Below are 18,493 nucleotides of genomic sequence, written 5' to 3' on the forward strand. Positions count from 1 at the left end.
CAGAACTATGGCTACGAAAAAAGACAACGACAAAGATGCCAAGGGCAAGGACGCCAAAGGCAAGGATGCCAAGGGCAAGGACGGCAAGGAAGTCAAGGAAATCGCATCGGCTTTGGGCGATGCACCGATCGTGATCACCGAAGAGCTGCAACAAGAGCTGGACGCCCTGACCGGCGCTCAGCGGGCTGCGGTGCTGATGCTCTTGCTGGGCGAGCAACAAGCGGCCGAAATCATCCGATTTTTGAACCCCAAAGAGGTTCAGTCGCTGGGTGGTGCCATGGTGTCAGTGGCCGATTTGTCGCAAGAGGCGGTGAACGTTGTGCTCGACGAATTTGTGGCCACTCTCAAGAAGCAGACCAGCTTGGGCTTGGGTACAGGCGACTATGTAGAGAAAGTCTTGAAACGCGCTTTGGGTGACGACAAAGCCTCTTCGGTGCTCAGCCGCATCATGCCAGGCCAAGGCAGCAAAGGGCTGGAGATCCTCAAATGGATGGATGCCCGTTCCATTGCAGAAATGATCCGGGGTGAACACCCGCAGGTGGTGGCCATCATCTTGTCGGTGTTGGAGCACACCGTGGCCGCTGACGTGCTGAACTTCCTGCCCGCAGAAGCGCGCCCGGAAATCATTCAACGGATTGCCAGCCTGGACACGGTGCAGCCTTCGGCCATGGAAGAGTTGGAGCAAATCATGATGAAGCAGTTCGCATCCAACTCTTCGTCCAAATCGTCCAGCTTTGGTGGCGTCAAAGCCGCGGCTCAGATCATGAATTCGGTCAAGGTCGAACTCGAATCGGCCATCATGTCGGGCCTGTCAGTGATTGATGCTGATTTGATGCAAAAGATCCAGGACAACATGTTCACCTTTGAGAATCTGGTGGGTGTGGACAACCGGGGCATCCAGGCGATCATGCGCAAGGCCGAGCCAGACCTGTTGATGGTGGCGCTCAAAGGTGCACCAGACTTCGTCAAGGACAAGTTCCTCGACAACATGTCCGCCCGTGCTCGCGTCATGTTTGTGGACGACATGGAAAGCAAAGGGCCATTGCGCATCTCCGAAGTGGAAGAGGCACAAAAGAACGTCATGCGTCTGGCACGCAAGCTGTCCGATGCGGGCGAGCTGGTGTTGGCAGGAGGCGGCGATGGCTTTGTCTGACCTGAATGCCCAAGCTGCCCCTTGGAGCGCCAATCCGTTGCTCAACGGCAAAAGCCAGACCCCCAGTTTTTTGCGCACGCAATGGGACGAAGCCAAAGCGCACGCCTTTGGCCCCTGGCGTGTGGCCGATCGCAGCGAGCCCACCGACGCCCTGACCTTGCCTTCACCTCTGAATGCAAACGAATTCACCGATGACAATCAAAAGCCGCAGCATGAGGCCACACAGACCGCGGCCTTGACTGCGCCAGAGCCCGAAAAAAACCACGTCTCCGAAGCGGTCCTGGCCAAGATGTTGGACGAGTCCTTCCAGCGTGGCATCCAGGAAGGCCAAGCGAATTTGCACGCCCAACTGGACGCCGAGCGCGATAAAGAGCGCGAACTCATCCGCCATTTGGGCATTGAGCTGCGCAGCATCAGCCAAGACCCCCAGCGCTTTTTTGAACCGCTCAAACGCTTGTCCTTGCACCTGGCAGAACAACTGGTTCGCGCCGAGCTGCAAATTTCTGGACAAGCCATTCAGGGCCTGGTTCAGTCGTGCATCCAGCAATTGGACCACCCGGCGCAACCGGTCAAAGTCAGCCTGAACCCACAAGACATGAAGCGCCTGCAAACCATGGGAGAAGCCGCAACGGCCCACCTGGAGCTGGAGGCCGACCCCCAATTGCGCCCGGGCAGTGTGCGCGTTCGCGTGCAAGACAGCGTGGTGCAAGACTTGATCGAGCACCGCCTGGAGTCATTGGCGCGTCGCTTGCTGCCCCAGCCCGAGGCCTGGATGCAAACGTCCAGCCTGGTGCAAGACAAAGTCGACGCCATGCCTGAAAACACCCCCAAACGAGACTGGGACCGTCAAGTGATTGACGTGCAGGACACCGACGCCAAATCTACAGGCCCTACAGCGCCCGACGGGGACATGCCCGCATGAATTTTGAACAAGAAGTTAACCAGCTGATCGGCGGGCTGCATGCCCCCGAGCCCCAGCGCAGCGGCACCTTGGTGCGCTTGGTGGGCATGCGGCTGGAAACGCGTGGCCTGATGGCCCCGCTGGGCGCGTGCTGCGAAGTGATGGGGCAGATGGGCCACCGGGTCGAGGCCGAGGTGGTGGGCTTCAACGATGAAACGCTTTTTTTATTGCCATTCACTGAACCGCAAGGCATTGGTCCAGGTGCGCAGGTGCGCGTGATCAGCCATACCTCACAAGTGTGCCTGGGCCCCGATTTGCTGGGCCGCATCATCGATGGGCGCGGGCAACCGCTGGACGGCAAACCACCGCCCGAGTGCCGTGATGTGCTGAGCCTGCAAGGCCGACCCATCAACCCCATGGAGCGTGGCCCCATCAAAGAAGTCCTGGACGTGGGTGTCAAAGCCATCAACGGCATGTTGACCATTGGCCGGGGTCAGCGCCTGGGGCTGGTGGCGGGCTCTGGCGTCGGCAAAAGCGTGCTGCTGGGCATGATGACCCGCTTCACCGAAGCCGACGTGGTGGTGATCGGCCTGATCGGTGAGCGCGGCCGTGAGGTGCAAGCCTTCATTGAAGAATCTTTGGGCCCCGTGGGCCTGGCCAAGTCGGTGCTGGTGGCCGCTCCGGCCAACGAGTCGCCGGTGCTGCGCCTCAAAGCCACACACCTGACGCATGTGATCGCCGAATACTTTCGCGATCAAGGCAAAAACGTCTTGATGCTGGTGGACAGTCTGACGCGTGTGGCCCATGCGCAGCGCGAGATTGGTCTGGCGGTTGGCGAGCCCCCCACGGCCAAAGGCTACCCGCCCTCGGTGTTTGCGCTGCTGCCCAACTTGATCGAACGTGCCGGTGTCGGGCGACATGGCTTTGGCTCGATCACCGCCATCTACACCGTGCTGGCCGAAGGCGACGACGCCAACGACCCGATCGTGGACATTGCCCGCGCTTCGCTCGATGGCCAGGTGATGCTCTCGCGCAAGCTTGCCGATGCGGCGCATTACCCCGCCATTGACCTCACCGGTTCGGTCTCGCGGGTGATGCAAAACCTGCTCTCGCCTGAAGACCAAAAGCTGGCCAACCGTTTCAGGCGTTTGTGGTCGCTGTACCAACAAAACCAGGACCTGATCCAGGTCGGCGCTTATGAGGCAGGCAGCAACCCGGACCTGGACCAGGCCATTCGCCTGCGCACGGCGATGGAACATTTTTTACAACAAGACATGCACACCAGCCAGGACGCCGCGACCACGCGCCGCGAAGTCCAGGCCTTGATGTCCACCTGACACCCCCAAGGAGAAGACCATGCGAGAAGCCCGAAAATGTTGGCCCGTGCTGGTGCGCAAAGCCCAAGATGCGGTGAACGATGCGCAAAACGACATCGTGCAGGCCCTGGCCCGTGTCGATCAGCTCCAAGCCAGCCACCAGCGCCTGTGCAAGCTGTATGACGAATACCGCCTGCAGGAGCAGACCAGCCAAGCGCCCGTGATGGGCATGCAAGCGAGCATGAACCACCGCCAATTCATGGCCCAACTGTTGAACCTGCAGCAGCGCGTGGTGCTTGACCTGAGCAAAGCCCAGGCCACGCTGACCCAGATGCGACAAAAAAAGCTACAAGCCGAAATCGAATTGCACAAGATGGCGTCGCTGGCAGCGCAAGATGCGAAAGCTGTGGCACAAGACGCCAAACGCCATGAACAAAAATTAATGGACGAGCTGGGCGTGCGCCAGTTCATCTTGGGGATGGGGTCTTGAGCTGAAACCTTTGAGCTGATTCATTGCGCTATGTCAAGGCAATGTCTTGGGCTTGTGACTATGCTGGCGCGAATGATGCGCAATGTGAGTCTGATTTTTTGTGGCGCGGTCTTGGGCGGGCAGGCTTTGGCCGATCCATCTCACAGCGCTGCACATGTGGCCTTGTGGCCGACCATCCCCTTTGTGCGCGGCCAAGACCTGTGCCAATACCAGGACGCCTATGGCCGCACCCGCGCTCAACAGGCCAGCGACATGGTCCGTTTGTTGGGCGACTTGATCCGCGCCGGCGCAGAGCCCAAACAAGCACCTGAGTTGCTGCAGACCTTAGACAGCCTGATCGACCAAGGGCGTCAGAGGGCTACGGGCGGATTTGGCATGGACGTTTTGCTCGAAGGCAGTTTCAAGGCCGCGCTCGACCGGGTCTATGAACTGCACCATCCCCAAGTTCGCAAAGTCAGTTTCTTCAACCCCACGGCCCTGAGCGAGTTGGTGCGCGTGCTGCGCGCCCAGCAAAGACAGGGCAGCCTGGAAGCCAAACCGATCGAGGGTTTGACCGGCATGGCTTGGGGCACTTATTCCTTCAGCCCGGGATGCAAAGGCGATGTGCTGGTGACCCTGCACCTCGAAACCCAGACTGGACACAGCTTCAATTACCAGGCCCGGGGCATACCGGAATCGGTGATGGGACAAATCGCTTACCAAGTGTTCAGCCAGTTTCAAAAAACACACTTTCCAAGCCAAGTCACTTACCAAGGAAAAACCTTGGAACTTTTAGGTGCGCCAGGCAACGTGCTGGGCACCACCAACTCGCCGCGCAAAGCCCAGTTCGCCTGTGAATGCATACAAGCCAGATTGCCCACCGTGGGTGAGTACATTTACCTGAATGAATTGGGCGACTGGAACGGCGGCGTGCGAAGCGACAAAGGCTTGTGGGCCCTGTCCCAAGAACGGGTGATGGCCCCGGAAATGCCCAACCCGTCGATGGTGCGATCGATCAAGGAATTCCAGTCGCCCGAAATCCGCTACTTCTGCGTGCGGCATGCGATCGGGAAAAAAACCGCCACCCAGTGCAGCCCTTGAACAAGCCTTTCGCAAGGGTCTTCACTGAGGTCCAAGGGTGATTTAACGTGCCAAAATTGCAAACAATTCCACTCACCCGCATTCCAGCCAACACGCCATGCCCTCGTTCCAATGCGCCGTCATCACAGGAGCCTGCGGGGGCTTAGGGCAAAGTTTGGCGCGGCAGTTGTTGGGCTCGGGTGCGCAGGTCGCGCTGGTGGGCCTGAACCACGATACCTTGAAAGCCTTGCAGGCACTGGCCCCCGAGCGCTGCCGCATTTACACCCCCGACGTGTCCAACGCCCAGGCCATTCAGGCCATGGCCGCAGACTGCTTGAAACACTGGGGCGCGCCCGATCTGGTGATCGCCAATGCCGGTGTGGCCGGCGGTTTTGAAACCAGCGACCCGGCCGATCTGGCCGTGATGCGCCGCATGTTGGAGATCAACCTGCTTGGCGTGGCCACCACGTTCCAACCCTTCCTGCAGGCCATGCTGGACAGTCAGCGCCCTGCTGCGCTGGTGGGCGTGGCCAGCGTGGCGGGCTGGCGCGGCATGCCGGGCAATGGGGCTTATTGCGCCAGCAAAGCCGGGCTGATCGCTTACTTGCAAAGCCTGCGGGCAGAGTTGCGCCCCAGCCAGCTCACGGTGCACACCATCAGCCCAGGCTATTTGCGCACAGCGCTCACGGCGGGCAACACCTTTGCCATGCCAGGACTGCTGGAGCCCGATGAAGCGGCCCGCGACTTGCTTCGCGGCGTGGCGCAAGGCCGCGAACACATTGTTTTGCCACGCCGCATCGGTTGGCTGTCGCAAGCCCTGTCGCTGTTGCCCGCCCGCTGGCACGACCGCATCTTGCTGGGCCAGCCCCGCAAACCCCGCGCCCACCAAGCCGGAGCCACACCGATCCCTGGCCTTTCTGACACCCCTCTCCAACGCACCTTATGAGCATGGCCACACAGCAACAATTCGCCTTGATTGGCGCAGGCCCCGCCGGCCTGGCCGGGGCACGGGCCCTGAGCAAACACGGCATCGCATTCCAGGGATTTGAAGCCCACACCGACGTCGGCGGTTTGTGGAACATCGGCAATGAGCGCTCGACCGTGTACGAGTCGGCCCACTTGATCTCCAGCAAACGGACCACCGAGTTCAAGGAATTCCCCATGCCAGGCGGCACGGCCGATTACCCCAGCCACCGCGAGTTGCTCGCGTACTTCCAAGCCTATGCCCAGCACTTTGACCTGAAGCGCCATTTCCGCTTTGGTGTGCGGGTGAAACAGGTCGAACCCGTGAGCGATGCGCCCGACACGTTGTGGCGCGTGACCCTGGATGTCGGCGGGGGGCAACTGGAAACCCACGACTACAAAGGTGTGGTGATCGCCAATGGCATCCTGGCCGAACCCAACATGCCCAAATGGCCAGGCCAGTTCAGCGGGCAGTTGCTGCACACCTCGGCCTACAAAAAGGCCGAACACTTCAAAGGCCAGCGCGTGCTGATCGTGGGCGCGGGCAACTCGGGCTGCGACATCGCGGTGGACGCGGTGCACCACGCGCAAAGCGTGGACATCTCGGTGCGCCGGGGCTATTACTTCGTGCCCAAATATGTCTTTGGCCTGCCCGCCGACACCGTGGGGGGCAAAACCAAACTGCCGCGCTGGCTCAAACAAAAAGTCGACAGCACCCTGCTCAAGTGGTTCACCGGCGACCCGGTGCGCTTTGGCTTTCCGAAACCCGACTACAAAATGTACGAGTCGCACCCCATCGTGAACTCGCTCATCCTGCACCACATTGGCCATGGCGACGTGAAGGTGCAGCCCGATGTGGATCGACTCGATGGCCACACCGTTCACTTCAAAGACGGCAGCCAAGCCGACTACGATCTGGTCATGGCGGCCACCGGCTACAAGCTGCACTACCCCTTCATCAACAACGCCCTGCTCAACTGGCAAGGCATGTCACCCCAGTTGTACCTGAACATTTTTGCGCCCCGCTTTGACCGCCTGGCCGTGTTGGGCATGGTCGAGGCGGCGGGCCTGGGCTGGGAAGGCCGCGCCGAGCAGGCCGAAGTGATGGCGCTGTACTTCAAAGGCCTGGACGCGGGCCAGGCCAAGGCGCTGGCGTTTTCCAAAGCGCGCCAAGGCCCCTCGCCCGATTTGTCGGGCGGTTACCGCTACCTGAAGGTTGAGCGCATGGCCTGTTACGTCAACAAGGATGTTTACCGAGACACCATGCGCCAAACCGCCGCCGAGCTGGCCTGAGCCCCCTCCTCCTTCACGAAAGCCCCCATGCTGCCTGTCGACGAAATCCGCCTGAATTTCAACCCTGCCTCGCTGGCCCTGCTCAACGGCGTGCTGGCTTTTTTGATGTTCGGCATCGCGCTGGACACGCGCCTGGACGACTTTCGCCGCTTGCTGCGCATGCCCATGGCCTTTGCCGTGGGCATTGGGGCGCAGTTCCTGCTCTTGCCCGCCATCACCTATGGGCTGACCCTGGTGCTGCAGCCATCACCCAGCATTGCCTTGGGCATGATCCTGATCGCCTGCTGCCCGCCGGGCAATGTCAGCAACATCCTCACACACCGGGCCAAGGGCAATGTGGCCCTGAGCGTGTCGATGACGGCCGTGTCCAATGCCATCGCCATAGTTGCCATGCCGCTGAACTTCGCGTTTTGGGGTGGCTTGCACCCCACGGGCTCCAAGTTGTTGACCAGCATCGCTTTGGATCCGGTGCAAATGTTTGCGCACATCCTGCTCATCATCGGCATTCCTTTCGTGCTGGGCCTGCTGTGCATCCGCTATGTGCCGGTCTGGACCGAGCGCTTCAAAAAGCCGCTGCGCATCATCAGTTTCATGGCCCTGATTGGTTTCATCGTGGCCGCCATTGCGGGCAACTGGCGCTACTTTTTGGACTATGTGGGCCTGGTGCTGGTGGCCGTCATCTTGCACGACACGCTGGCCTTTGGCACCGGTTGGGTGTGTGCCAAGGCCGCCCGATTGTCCGATTACGACAGCCGCGCACTGTCGATTGAAGTGGGCATCCGCAATGCAGGTCTGGGCCTGGTGCTGATTTTCAGTTTTTTTGACGGCTTGGGCGGTATGGCCGTGGTGGCGGGCGTTTGGGGCTTTTGGGACATCATCGCCGGACTGTTGCTGGCGGGCTGGTGGGCACGCAGGCCACTGGACGGCGTTGCCGCTCAGCGGCCCGGCACCGCCGAATGATCAGGCCATGCCCTCAGCGTGCGCAGCGGGTTTTGGTCACGGGCGCCTCGGGCTTTCTGGGCCAAGGGCTGATCAGCCAGCTGGCCCAGCAAGGTGACTGCGAAGCCGTGATCGCGGTTGACGTGCGCGAAGTGCCTGCTGGGCAGCGCCTGCCTGGCATCACCTACCTCACGCAAGACGTGCGAGACCCGACCCTGGCCGAGACTGTGGCGGCGCACCGCATCGACACCCTGGTGCACCTGGCCGCCATCGTCACGCCCGGCAAAGACGCCAACCGCGCCTTCGAATACTCGGTCGACGTGGAAGGCACGCGCAACGTTTTGCAAGCGTGCGTGGCGCATGGTGTGCAGCACATCGTGGTCTCGTCCAGCGGCGCGGCCTATGGTTACCACGCCGACAACCCTGCCTGGCTCTCCGAAGACATGCCCCTGCGCGGCAACGAGAGCTTTGCCTACAGCCACCACAAACGCCTGGTCGAAGAGATGCTGGCGCAGCACCGCCAAACCCACCCGCAGCTGCAGCAAACGGTGCTGCGCATCGGCACCATCCTGGGCGAGCGGGTGGACAACCAGATCACCGCGCTGTTTGAAAAACCCCGCTTGCTGGCCATCCAGGGCTCGGACAGCCCCTTCGTCTTCATCTGGGACGAAGACGTGACCGGGGCCATCGTGCACGCCCTGAGCGGCCAAGCACCCAGTGGCTGCTTCAACCTGGCGGGTGATGGAGCCTTGACGATTTTTGACATTGCACAGCGGCTGAACAAACGCCCGCGTGTGCTGCCCGCCTGGATCTTGAAAACCGCTTTGTTCATTGGCCACCGACTGGGCATCAGCCGCTATGGCCCAGAACAACTCGACTTTCTGCGCTTCCGGCCTGTGTTGCTGAACACGGCACTCAAAACCCGGTTTGGCTACACGCCCCACAAAACCAGCGCCCAAGCTTTGGAGGCCTTGATCAGCGCACGAGAAACGCTGCGACCGATCCGCAATCCCTTAAAGCCCGGGATTGGGCGCTGACTGCCATGTTGCATTCAGACAAAGCTTGACCGAAGATACTGTCTTACCTTTGCAACGAGAGACAAGCATGACCATCAACCGCCGCCAGGTGCTGACCGCCACCACCGCACTGCTCAGTGCGCCAGTGTGGGCTCAGTCCAGTACTTTCCCTAACCGTCCGATTCGCATCGTGCCCTTTGGCACGGCGGGCGGGCCCATCGATGCGCTGGCCAGAGCCTATGGCGAAAAACTGCAACAACGGTGGGGTCAGTCGATCATCGTCGACGCCAAGCCCGGTGCCAGCGGCATCATTGCGGCCGATTTTGTGGCCAAGTCCGCACCCGACGGTTACACGGTCATGATGACGCTGCCGCTGACCCATGTGAACAACGCCATTTTGCAAGCGAAGCTGCCCTATGACCCAGTCAAAGACTTCACCCCGCTGTCCATGCTGGCCACTGGCGGCCCCATGCTGGTGGCACGGGCCAATGCACCGTTCAACAACCTCAAGGAATTCGTGGAGTTTGCCAAGAAGAAAGGCGCCATGTCCTTTGGCACCTGGGGCAACGGCTCCAGCGCCCACTTGTTTGGTGAGTTGCTCAAACGCCAAGCTGGCCTGAACCTGGTGCATGCGGCCTACAAATCCGAAGCCGCTGCGCACAACGACTTGTTCGGTGATCTGCTCGACTTTGCTTGGGCCAACCCGTCCACAGCCAAGGCCCAAACCCAGGGTGGCCGAATGAAAGTCATTGGCATTGCAGGCACCCGCCGGGTCTCCAGCATGCCGCAAGTGCCCACCTTCAAGGAGCAAGGCTTCCAGGGCTTTGACGTGGACAGTTGGATTGGCATGTACGCCCCGGCCGGTTTGAGTACTGAGATTCAGAACACCTGGGTCACGGCCCTGCGGGAAATCACCCTGATGCCTGAGATTCAGGCCCGCCTGAGCGCCTTTGGTTTTGAACCACTGGGCAATACGCCCGCGCAATTCATGGAGGTCTTCAAAGCAGATTACCCCCGGGTCTCCGAACTGATCAAAGCCGCAGGCGTGACCCCCAACTGAAACCCCACACCCCATGAGCAAAATCATCCCCTTGGTGCCCGTTGACACTGGCACGGCTTACGGCCGCCCCGCCCCCAGCCATTTGAAAAACATGACCGAAGTGGGGCCCGGCACCCCGATGGGCGAGTTGTTGCGCCGTTATTGGCACCCCATTGGCCTGAGCGGCGACGCCACAGCCACGCCCAAAAAAGTCCGTGTGCTGGGCGAAGACCTGATCCTGTTTCGCAACCTGTCGGGGCAGCCGGGCTTGCTTTACCCGCACTGCATGCACAGGGGCACATCGCTTTTCTACGGCAAAGTCGACGCAACCGGCATTCGTTGCTGCTACCACGGCTGGAAATTCGATGCCACCGGCCATTGCCTGGACCAGCCGTGTGAGCCCGATGGCGGTCGCTTCAAAGACAAAGTGCGCCAGCCCTGGTATCCGCTGCAAGAGCACTACGGGCTGATTTGGGCCTACATGGGGCCACCCGACAAAAAGCCCGTGTTGCCCACCTATGAATGCCTGGACCAGTTGGACGAAGACGAGTTTTTGGAGGCCGACGACAGCAGCATCGGCGGTGGCGGCCCCCGCGTCATTCCCTGCAACTGGATGCAGCATTACGAAAACCTGGTCGATCCCTTTCACGTCGTCATCTTGCATGCGTCCTTCAGTGGCACGCAGTTTGTGGAAGAAATGGCCGTGATGCCCGAGGTCAACTGGGAAAACACAGCATCGGGTGTTCGGACCATTTCCATGCGCCATCTGCCAGATGGCCGTTCTTTCAAACGGATCAGCGAAGCGGGGCTGCCCACACTGCGCGTGATCCCCAGCCCCAAAGTTGGCCGCATGGGCCGGGTTGAGTCCATCGGCTGGATCCTGCCGATCGACGACCACAGTTTCCGGATTTTTGTGGTCGGGCGTGTGCGGGAACAAGGCGAGTTGTCACGCATGCGCACCCGCATGAACGGCAAGCTGTGGGAAGAGATGAGCGAAGAGGAACACCAGATGTTTCCCAACGACGTGGAAGCCATGGTCAGCCAGGGCGTGATCGCCCACCATTCCGACGAGCATCTGGCCACCAGCGACCGAGGCATCGTGATGCTGCGCAGAATGCTGATGCAACAGTTGGATGTCGTTGCTGCCGGCGGTGACCCAGCGGGTGTGCACTTCGATGCCCATACGCCTGGTGTGCACTTCACGTCTGGCAATTTTCTGCTGGACTGATTCTCAACAAAGTCACAACAAAGGGCGCAACTCCCGCGCAGCTTGCAGCAGCAGTGGCAGCCACTGGCGCTGCACCGCTGCGTCGCTCAATTGCTCGGCCGTGCCCACTACGTTGAGTGCCGCCAAGGTCTGGCCCTGCATGTTGCGCAGCGGCACGGCCAGCGCGTGGATGCCCAGCTCGTGGCCATCGCGGGCCAAGCAGTGGTCAGACTGCCGAACCTGCGCGATCAGGGCCTTGAACTGGGTGGCGTTCACCTCGGTTTGCGGCGTGATCCGGGCCAGCTCCCGCCCTTTGAGCCATGCGGCGAAATCGGCCTTGGACAAATTGGCCAGCAGCACCCGACCGGTGGACGTGGCATGCGCAGGCAAACGTGCCCCCAGGTGCAGGCCATAGGCCAAATGCCGCACCGGCTCGGCCGCGCCAGCGCTGCGGGCCACGATGACACATTCATCACCATCGCGCACCACCGCGCTGAAGGCCGCTTGCGTTTGCTGCGCCAAGCGGTTGAGCGTGGGCTGCAGCGTGCGTGGCAAGCGCGAAGTGGCCATGTAGCTGCCCGCAAAGCGAAGCACGCGCGCCGACAACCAATAGTGGCTGCCGTCGGTCTCCAAATAACCCAGCTCGGCCAGCGTGAGCAAGTGCCGCCGCGCCGCCGCCCGCGTAATGCCCGTGCGCTGCGCGGCCAGTGTCGCATTCAGGCGCTGGCGCTCGGTGTCAAAAGCCTCCAGCACGGCCAGGCCCTTAGCCAAGCCTTCGATGTAGTCGGCTTTCGCAAGGGTCATGGGGGCAGCTCCAAAAAAACATGTCGGACCTGAAGGCCCGACCTAAAAAATCATTTTGACTTCCGTCATTTTGCGCGATCATCGCACAAATTAACTGTCAATCGCACAAACTTCATCACCACCATCCTCGCAAAACAGCCCCACCTCTTAAGCTTTACTGCATTGCACTGACCGATTTCAGGAGACACCTCATGAGCACCACCCGCACCCAAGTGGCCATCGTTGGCGCAGGCCCTTCCGGCTTGTTGCTGGGCCAATTGCTGTTCAAGTCCGGCATCGACGCCGTCATCGTGGAGCGGCAAAGCGGCGACTACGTGCTCTCGCGCATCCGAGCCGGCGTGCTGGAGCAAGTGAGCATGGACCTGCTCAACGAAGCCGGTGTGGGCCAGCGCATGCACAAGGAGGGCCTGGTCCACGGTGGTTTTGATTTGTTGTTCAAAGGGGCGCGCCACCGCATCGACATGAACAAACTCACAGGCGGCAAAAACGTCATGGTGTATGGCCAGACCGAAGTCACCCGCGACCTGATGGACGCACGCCAGGCCGCGGGTCTGCCCACAGTGTACGAGGCCGAGAACGTGCAGGTGCACGAATTCGACACCGCCAAGCCCCGTGTCACCTACGAAAAAAATGGCAAGCTGCACACCATCGAATGCGATTTCATCGCCGGTTGCGACGGCTTTCACGGGGTATGCCGCGCCAGTGCCCCTAAAGGCGCAATCAAGGAATATGAAAAGGTCTACCCCTTCGGCTGGCTGGGCGTGTTGTCAGACACCCCACCCGTGCACCACGAACTGATCTACGCCAACAGCACGCGGGGTTTTGCCCTGTGCTCGCAGCGCAGCGCCACGCGCAGCCGCTATTACCTGCAAGTACCCTTGACCGACAAGGTCGAGCAATGGTCCGACGACGCCTTCTGGGCCGAGTTGCGCAACCGCCTCGACCCCGAAGCCCGCGAGCATCTGGTCACTGGCCCCAGCATAGAAAAAAGCATCGCGCCGCTGCGCAGCTTTGTGACCGAGCCGATGCGCTTTGGCCGCATGTTCCTGGCGGGTGACGCCGCCCACATCGTGCCGCCCACCGGCGCCAAGGGCCTGAACCTGGCGGCCACCGATGTGAAGTACCTGTCCACCGCTCTCATTGAGTACTACCAAGAGAACTCGGAGGCGGGCATCGACAGCTATTCAGAGCGCTGCCTGCGCCGCATCTGGCGTGCCGAGCGTTTCAGCTGGTGGTTCACCAGCCTGATGCACCACTTTCCCGAAAACGGCGACATCGGCCAGAAGTTTCAAGACGCCGAACTGGACTACCTGGTCCACAGCGAAGCGGGTTCTCGCACCATTGCAGAAAACTATGTGGGCTTGCCGCTGAATTTTGGCGACTCTTGATGAGCGCCCAGGGGCATGACAGCCCCGCGGCTCAGACACCGGCGCGGCTTGCTTTCCATGCCCCGAACATGGCGATCAGGCCCGGCACGATGATCAAAGCCCAGATGATCTTGCTCAGATGCTGCTGCACGATCGGCAGGTTGCCAAACAGGTAACCCACCGACAGCAGACCCACCACCCAAATCACCGCGCCCACCACATTGAAGAAGCTGAATTTGCTGCGCGTCATCTCGGCAACGCCTGCCACAAAGGGCACAAAGGTGCGCACAAACGGCATGAAACGCGCCAGGATGATGGTGATGCCGCCGTATTTTTCGTAAAAAGCGTGGGCCTGGTCAAAGCCCCGGCGGCTGAAAAACCGCGACTCTTCCCACTGGAACACCCGAGGGCCAAAGTAGCGCCCGATGGTGTAGTTGGTCTGGTCGCCCAAAATGGCCGCTGCCAGCAGCAGGCCCATGACCAAGGGCAGGTTCATCAAACCCGCGCCACACATGGCCCCCACAATGAAGAGCAGCGAGTCGCCTGGCAAAAACGGCATGACCACCACGCCGGTTTCCACAAAGATGATGAGGAACAGCAGGGCATAGACCCAGGCCCCATATTGAGCGACAAAGGCCTCCAAATAACGGTCGACGTGGAGGATGAAATCAACGAGTTGCAAAAGAATGTCCATGCGCCGATTATCCCTGCCCAAGCCCTAAAATCAGACAGTGACTTCCCAACAAACCCCGGCTTCCGCGCGCCGCCCCATCCGCGAACTCCCCGATGAACTGATCAGCCAGATCGCCGCAGGCGAGGTGGTCGAGCGCCCTGCCTCGGTGGTGCGCGAGTTGGTGGACAACGCCATGGACGCGGGCGCACGCAGCATCACGCTGCGCCTGGTGGGTGGCGGCACCCGCTTGATTTCCGTCGAGGACGACGGTGGCGGCATCGCGCCGGACGAGCTGGCCACAGCGCTCAAACGCCACGCCACCAGCAAGATCGGCAATCTGGACGACCTCGAATCGGTCATGACCATGGGCTTTCGGGGCGAAGCCCTGGCGGCCATCAATTCGGTGTCCGAGCTCACCCTGCTCTCTCGCATGGACGGTCAGCCCACCGCCTTTGCACTCGATGGCCGCACCGGCGAGATCCGCCCGGCCGCCCGCGCAGTGGGCACCACGGTGGAAGTCAAAGAGCTGTTCTTCTCGACCCCCGCTCGCCGCAAGTTTTTGAAAAGCGACAACACCGAGTTGGCGCACTGCGTGGAGGCGGTGCGCCGCCACGCCCTGGCCCGCCCCGACGTGGGCTTTACCATCTGGCACGAGGGCAAGCTGGTGGAGCAGTGGCGCGTGCACCCTGGCGCGGCAGGCCTGGCTCAGCGCCTGGCCGATGTGCTGGGTGAAGAGTTTGTGGCCCAGTCCATCCCCATCGAATACCACGCCGGACCGCTCAAAGTGATGGGCCGCGCCGGCCTGCCCGACGCTGCCCGCTCTCGCCCAGACCACCAATTTGCCTATGTGAACGGCCGCTTTGTGCGCGACAAAGTGGTCATGCACGGTGCGCGCAGCGCCTACGAAGACGTGCTGCACGGGCACAAACAACCGGCTTATGCGCTGTTCATGCAAATCGACCCGACGCTGGTGGATGTGAACGTGCACCCCACCAAAATCGAAGTGCGCTTTCGCGACAGCCGCGCCGTGCACCAGGCCGTTCGCCACGCGCTGGAAAACGCGCTGGCCTCGCCGCGCTCGAACAACCTGAACGACGACGCCGTGAACACGGCCAGCGGCTTTGCACTGACCACCGGCCCCGAACCCAAAGCCCTGCCCGAATCAGCCGCCTGGCAACAAGGCGGCATGGCTTTTGAGCGCCCTGGCCCTTCGACTTTTTCTGCCCCCAGCTACAAACCGGCCGATTTTGTGCGCCCCCGCGTGGATGGCGAACAGGCCATGGCCGACCTGAAAGCGCTGTGGCAACCCACAAACGATTCCGCTTTCCGGGCCAATGGCCACGAGACAAGCTTTGATCAGAAGCCACCCAGCGCGCAAGAATTGCCTGGAGCTTGGACCATCGGACCCACTGCCGATAACCAATCGCGCACAGGGGTGCGCTCCCACGGGGATCCCCGTTCAGTGGCTGATCCCCTGCCTGAAGGCGACTGGCCGCTGGGCCGCGCTGTGGCGCAGCTGCACGGCGTTTACATCCTGGCCGAAAACAAGCAAGGCCTGGTGGTGGTGGACATGCACGCGGCGCACGAGCGCATCGTGTACGAACGCCTCAAAAACCAACTCAACACCACGGAAGCCTCACGCATCGCCAGCCAACCGCTGCTGATCCCGGCCACCTTTGCCGCCACCCCCAACGAAGTGGCCACCGCCGAAGCCTGCGCCGAGGCGCTGGAACAGTTGGGCCTGGAAATCTCGCCCCTGTCGGCCAAGACCCTGGCCGTGCGCGCCGTGCCCACCAGCCTCGCGCAAGGCGACGCGGTGGAGCTGGCCCGCAGCGTGTTGGCCGAGTTGGCCCAGCATGACGCCAGCACCGTGGTGCAACGCGCCCAAAACGAGATTTTGGCCACCATGGCCTGCCACGGCGCGGTGCGTGCCAACCGCCGCCTGACGCTCGACGAAATGAACGGCTTGCTGCGTCAAATGGAAGACACCGAACGCTCCGACCAGTGCAACCACGGCCGACCCACTTGGCGTCAGATGACGCTGCGCGATCTGGATGCGCTGTTTTTGCGAGGCCGGTGATGGGTCAAAAACTCATCGTCCTCATCCTGGCCCTGCTGCTCGGACTGCAACCCGTCACCAGCGACCTGTATTTGCCAGCCCTGCCCGTCATCACCGAAGGCTTTGGTGCCAGCATGGGCCAGGCCCAACTCACGCTCACGGCGCTGCTCCTGGCATTTGGTCTGTCCCAGCTCGTCTGGGGTCCCATGTCGGACCGCTTTGGACGCAGACCCATCTTGCTGTGGGGCATGGCTGCTTTCACCCTCGCATCGGTGGCGTGTGCATTTGCCCCCAGCATGGCTTGGCTGATCGCAGGCCGCACGCTGCAAGGCATCGCCATGGGCGCGGGGGTCATGGCCGCGCGAGCGGTGGTGCGCGACCTGTTTGCACCAACCCAAGGTGCCACCGTCATGTCGCAAGCCCTCACCGGCCTGGGCATCATCGCTTGCGCATGCGCGCCGCTGGGCGGCCTGCTCACCGATTGGCTGGGCTGGCGCGTGGCCCTGATCGCCGTCGCGGTGTTCGGCGCCGGCACCCTCGCCTTGCTGGCCTGGCGCTTCGAAGAAACCCTGGCCCAACCCGATCCGCACGCCTTGCGCGCCGGCCCCCTGATTCGCGCCAACCTCGCCATCCTGCGCCACCCCGTATTCCTCACCTGGTGCGCTTTGTCTTCTGCGTCTTACCTGGGGCTGTTCACTTTTCTGGCCAGCTCGTCGTTTGTCTTCATTCAATTCATGGGTTACAGCAAAACGGCCTATGGTTTTCTGATGCTCAGCATGTCGCTGTCCTACATCGTGGGCACCTTCTTGTGCCGCTGGTTGCTGCGCCGCACCAGCGTGCACCGCACCGTGGGCATGGCAGCGGTGCTGACCGTCACCGGCGGTGTGAGCATGGCAGCGCTGGCCTATGCCGGAGAAGGCCAGGACTGGTACGGTGCCTGGGCCGTCATGGTGCCCATGTACATCTTCATGCTGGGCCATGGCGTCCATCAGCCTTGCGGTCAAAGCGGAGCCGTGGCGCCCTTTCCGCAACGGGCAGGCACAGCTTCGGCATTGAATGGGTTTTTGATGATGCTGGGCGCATTCTTCATGGGCGCATGGCTCAGCACCCACATGGACCGCCCGGTGTTTGCGCTGGCACACGGCGTCTTGCTCTGGGCCATCGTCATCACGCTGGTGGCCTGGACCGCCGTTCAGCGCCACGGCCGCCCGGTGCTCATGGCCACAGCAGCGGCATGAGCAGCCCCGACGCCATCGCCATCGTGGGCCCCACGGCCAGCGGCAAAACCGCAGCGGCACTGGCCTTGGCCCAAACCCTGCAGCCCCAAGGCGGCGCAGAAATCATCAGCGTCGACTCGGCCCTGGTTTACCGGGGCATGGACATTGGCACGGCCAAACCCAGCCGCGAAGAACTGGCCGCCGTGCCGCACCACCTGATCGACACGCTGGACCCGCTGCACAGCTACAGCGCGGCAGAATTTGCCAAAGACGCGACCCGACTAATCCGCGACATCCGTGCACGCGGCAAAACACCGCTGTTGGTGGGCGGCACCATGCTGTACCTCAAGGCGTTGCTGGAGGGCTTGAACGACATCCCCGCGGCCGACCCGCAGGTGCGCGCCCAAATCCACCAACAAGCCGAGCAACTCGGCTGGCCCGCCCTGCACGCGCAACTGGCCCAGGTGGACCCGCAAACGGCCGCCCGCCTGGCCCCCGGCGACAGCCAGCGCATTGGCCGCGCCTTGGAAGTCTGGACCGCCACAGGCCAGACCCTCACGTCCTTTCACCAAAGCGCCAAAGCGCATGCGCCCGACTGGCACATTCCCGTCATCAGCCTGGAACCACAGGACCGCGCTTGGCTGCACCAGCGCATCGCGCTGCGCTTTGAACAAATGATGGCGGCAGGATTCATGGATGAGGTGAAGGCCCTGCGGGCACGCGGCGACCTGCACCCCGACCTGCCCTCGATGCGCTGCGTGGGGTACCGCCAGGCCTGGGAAGGGCTGGATGCGGGCTGGACCGAAGCCGAGATCCTGGAGCGCGGCATCTTTGCCACGCGCCAACTGGCCAAGCGGCAGATCACTTGGCTGCGCAGCATGCCAGGGCGGCGGGTGGTTGATGCCGATGGGCTGGATGCCATGATGCAAGTGATCGCTTTGGGGCGAAACTTGGGCTCATTTAATTGAGTGACGGATAACAAGAAATGATTTTTGCG

General features: G+C 61.7%; 17 protein-coding genes. 15 read left to right on the forward strand and 2 right to left on the reverse strand.

The window, feature by feature from the left end; genetic code table 11:
• Window positions 1–7 precede the first annotated feature (7 nt).
• The 11 genes from fliG to B9Z49_RS02175 all read left to right on the forward strand — a co-directional run bounded on the left by fliG (window position 8) and on the right by B9Z49_RS02175 (window position 11,397).
• Entirely contained in the window at window positions 8–1,153 is a 1,146-nt protein-coding gene (gene fliG / locus B9Z49_RS02125) for a flagellar motor switch protein FliG (RefSeq protein ID WP_108351802.1), read from the forward strand.
• Window positions 1,140–2,075, forward strand: a complete 936-nt coding sequence (locus B9Z49_RS02130) for a FliH/SctL family protein (RefSeq protein ID WP_158273399.1) — start codon at window positions 1,140–1,142, stop codon at window positions 2,073–2,075. Before fliG ends, B9Z49_RS02130 begins: the two co-directional genes overlap by 14 nt.
• Window positions 2,072–3,391: a FliI/YscN family ATPase gene (locus tag B9Z49_RS02135; protein WP_108351804.1), complete on the forward strand. Its 1,320-nt coding sequence runs from the start codon at window positions 2,072–2,074 to the stop codon at window positions 3,389–3,391. Before B9Z49_RS02130 ends, B9Z49_RS02135 begins: the two co-directional genes overlap by 4 nt.
• A 19-nt stretch (window positions 3,392–3,410) precedes the next feature.
• Window positions 3,411–3,860: a flagellar FliJ family protein gene (locus B9Z49_RS02140; RefSeq protein ID WP_108351805.1), complete on the forward strand. Its 450-nt coding sequence runs from the start codon at window positions 3,411–3,413 to the stop codon at window positions 3,858–3,860.
• Between the two features lie 84 nt (window positions 3,861–3,944).
• On the forward strand, window positions 3,945–4,940 hold the full coding sequence (locus tag B9Z49_RS02145; RefSeq protein WP_146188443.1) for a hypothetical protein: 996 nt from the start codon (window positions 3,945–3,947) through the stop codon (window positions 4,938–4,940).
• Window positions 4,941–5,037: 97 nt separating this feature from the next.
• Window positions 5,038–5,865 carry an SDR family oxidoreductase gene (locus B9Z49_RS02150; protein ID WP_108351807.1) on the forward strand — a complete coding sequence of 276 codons (828 nt, stop codon included), beginning with the start codon at window positions 5,038–5,040 and terminating at the stop codon, window positions 5,863–5,865.
• Window positions 5,862–7,175, forward strand: a complete 1,314-nt coding sequence (locus B9Z49_RS02155; protein ID WP_233254476.1) for an NAD(P)/FAD-dependent oxidoreductase — start codon at window positions 5,862–5,864, stop codon at window positions 7,173–7,175. The genes B9Z49_RS02150 and B9Z49_RS02155 overlap by 4 nt, the downstream gene beginning before the upstream one ends.
• Before the next feature lie 27 nt (window positions 7,176–7,202).
• The gene (locus B9Z49_RS02160; protein WP_108351808.1) at window positions 7,203–8,135 is read left to right on the forward strand and encodes a bile acid:sodium symporter family protein; all 933 of its coding nucleotides are present in this window, start codon (window positions 7,203–7,205) and stop codon (window positions 8,133–8,135) included.
• Window positions 8,132–9,151, forward strand: coding sequence for an SDR family oxidoreductase (locus B9Z49_RS02165; RefSeq protein WP_108351809.1), 1,020 nt, complete (start codon window positions 8,132–8,134; stop codon window positions 9,149–9,151). Before B9Z49_RS02160 ends, B9Z49_RS02165 begins: the two co-directional genes overlap by 4 nt.
• 67 nt (window positions 9,152–9,218) lie before the next feature.
• Window positions 9,219–10,190 (forward strand): tripartite tricarboxylate transporter substrate binding protein, encoded by a 972-nt coding sequence (locus B9Z49_RS02170; protein ID WP_108351810.1) that lies wholly within the window; start codon window positions 9,219–9,221, stop codon window positions 10,188–10,190.
• A 13-nt stretch (window positions 10,191–10,203) separates the two neighbouring features.
• The gene (locus B9Z49_RS02175; protein ID WP_108351811.1) at window positions 10,204–11,397 is read left to right on the forward strand and encodes an aromatic ring-hydroxylating dioxygenase subunit alpha; all 1,194 of its coding nucleotides are present in this window, start codon (window positions 10,204–10,206) and stop codon (window positions 11,395–11,397) included.
• 12 nt (window positions 11,398–11,409) lie between these two features.
• Here the strand turns inward: B9Z49_RS02175 and B9Z49_RS02180 are convergent, their stop codons facing one another.
• Window positions 11,410–12,180 carry an IclR family transcriptional regulator C-terminal domain-containing protein gene (locus B9Z49_RS02180; protein ID WP_108351812.1) on the reverse strand — a complete coding sequence of 257 codons (771 nt, stop codon included), beginning with the start codon at window positions 12,178–12,180 and terminating at the stop codon, window positions 11,410–11,412.
• A gap of 191 nt (window positions 12,181–12,371) precedes the next feature.
• Between B9Z49_RS02180 and pobA the strand changes: the two genes are divergently transcribed.
• Window positions 12,372–13,568 (forward strand): 4-hydroxybenzoate 3-monooxygenase, encoded by a 1,197-nt coding sequence (gene pobA / locus B9Z49_RS02185; RefSeq protein ID WP_108351813.1) that lies wholly within the window; start codon window positions 12,372–12,374, stop codon window positions 13,566–13,568.
• 31 nt (window positions 13,569–13,599) lie between these two features.
• Here the strand turns inward: pobA and B9Z49_RS02190 are convergent, their stop codons facing one another.
• Complete coding sequence (locus B9Z49_RS02190) at window positions 13,600–14,241, reverse strand: DedA family protein (RefSeq protein ID WP_108351814.1); 642 nt, start codon at window positions 14,239–14,241, stop codon at window positions 13,600–13,602.
• A 37-nt stretch (window positions 14,242–14,278) separates the two neighbouring features.
• On the opposite strand from B9Z49_RS02190, the gene mutL reads away from it, so the two are divergent.
• From mutL to miaA, 3 genes are read left to right on the forward strand one after another with little or no spacing between them, the layout of a single operon-like run.
• Window positions 14,279–16,300: a DNA mismatch repair endonuclease MutL gene (gene mutL, locus B9Z49_RS02195; protein WP_108351815.1), complete on the forward strand. Its 2,022-nt coding sequence runs from the start codon at window positions 14,279–14,281 to the stop codon at window positions 16,298–16,300.
• On the forward strand, window positions 16,300–17,517 hold the full coding sequence (locus B9Z49_RS02200; protein ID WP_108351816.1) for a multidrug effflux MFS transporter: 1,218 nt from the start codon (window positions 16,300–16,302) through the stop codon (window positions 17,515–17,517). The genes mutL and B9Z49_RS02200 overlap by 1 nt, the downstream gene beginning before the upstream one ends.
• On the forward strand, window positions 17,514–18,464 hold the full coding sequence (miaA, locus tag B9Z49_RS02205) for a tRNA (adenosine(37)-N6)-dimethylallyltransferase MiaA (protein WP_108351817.1): 951 nt from the start codon (window positions 17,514–17,516) through the stop codon (window positions 18,462–18,464). Before B9Z49_RS02200 ends, miaA begins: the two co-directional genes overlap by 4 nt.
• Window positions 18,465–18,493: the final 29 nt, after the last annotated feature.

This window comes from Limnohabitans sp. 2KL-51 (genome assembly GCF_003063645.1).
GTDB lineage: Bacteria > Pseudomonadota > Gammaproteobacteria > Burkholderiales > Burkholderiaceae_C > Limnohabitans_A.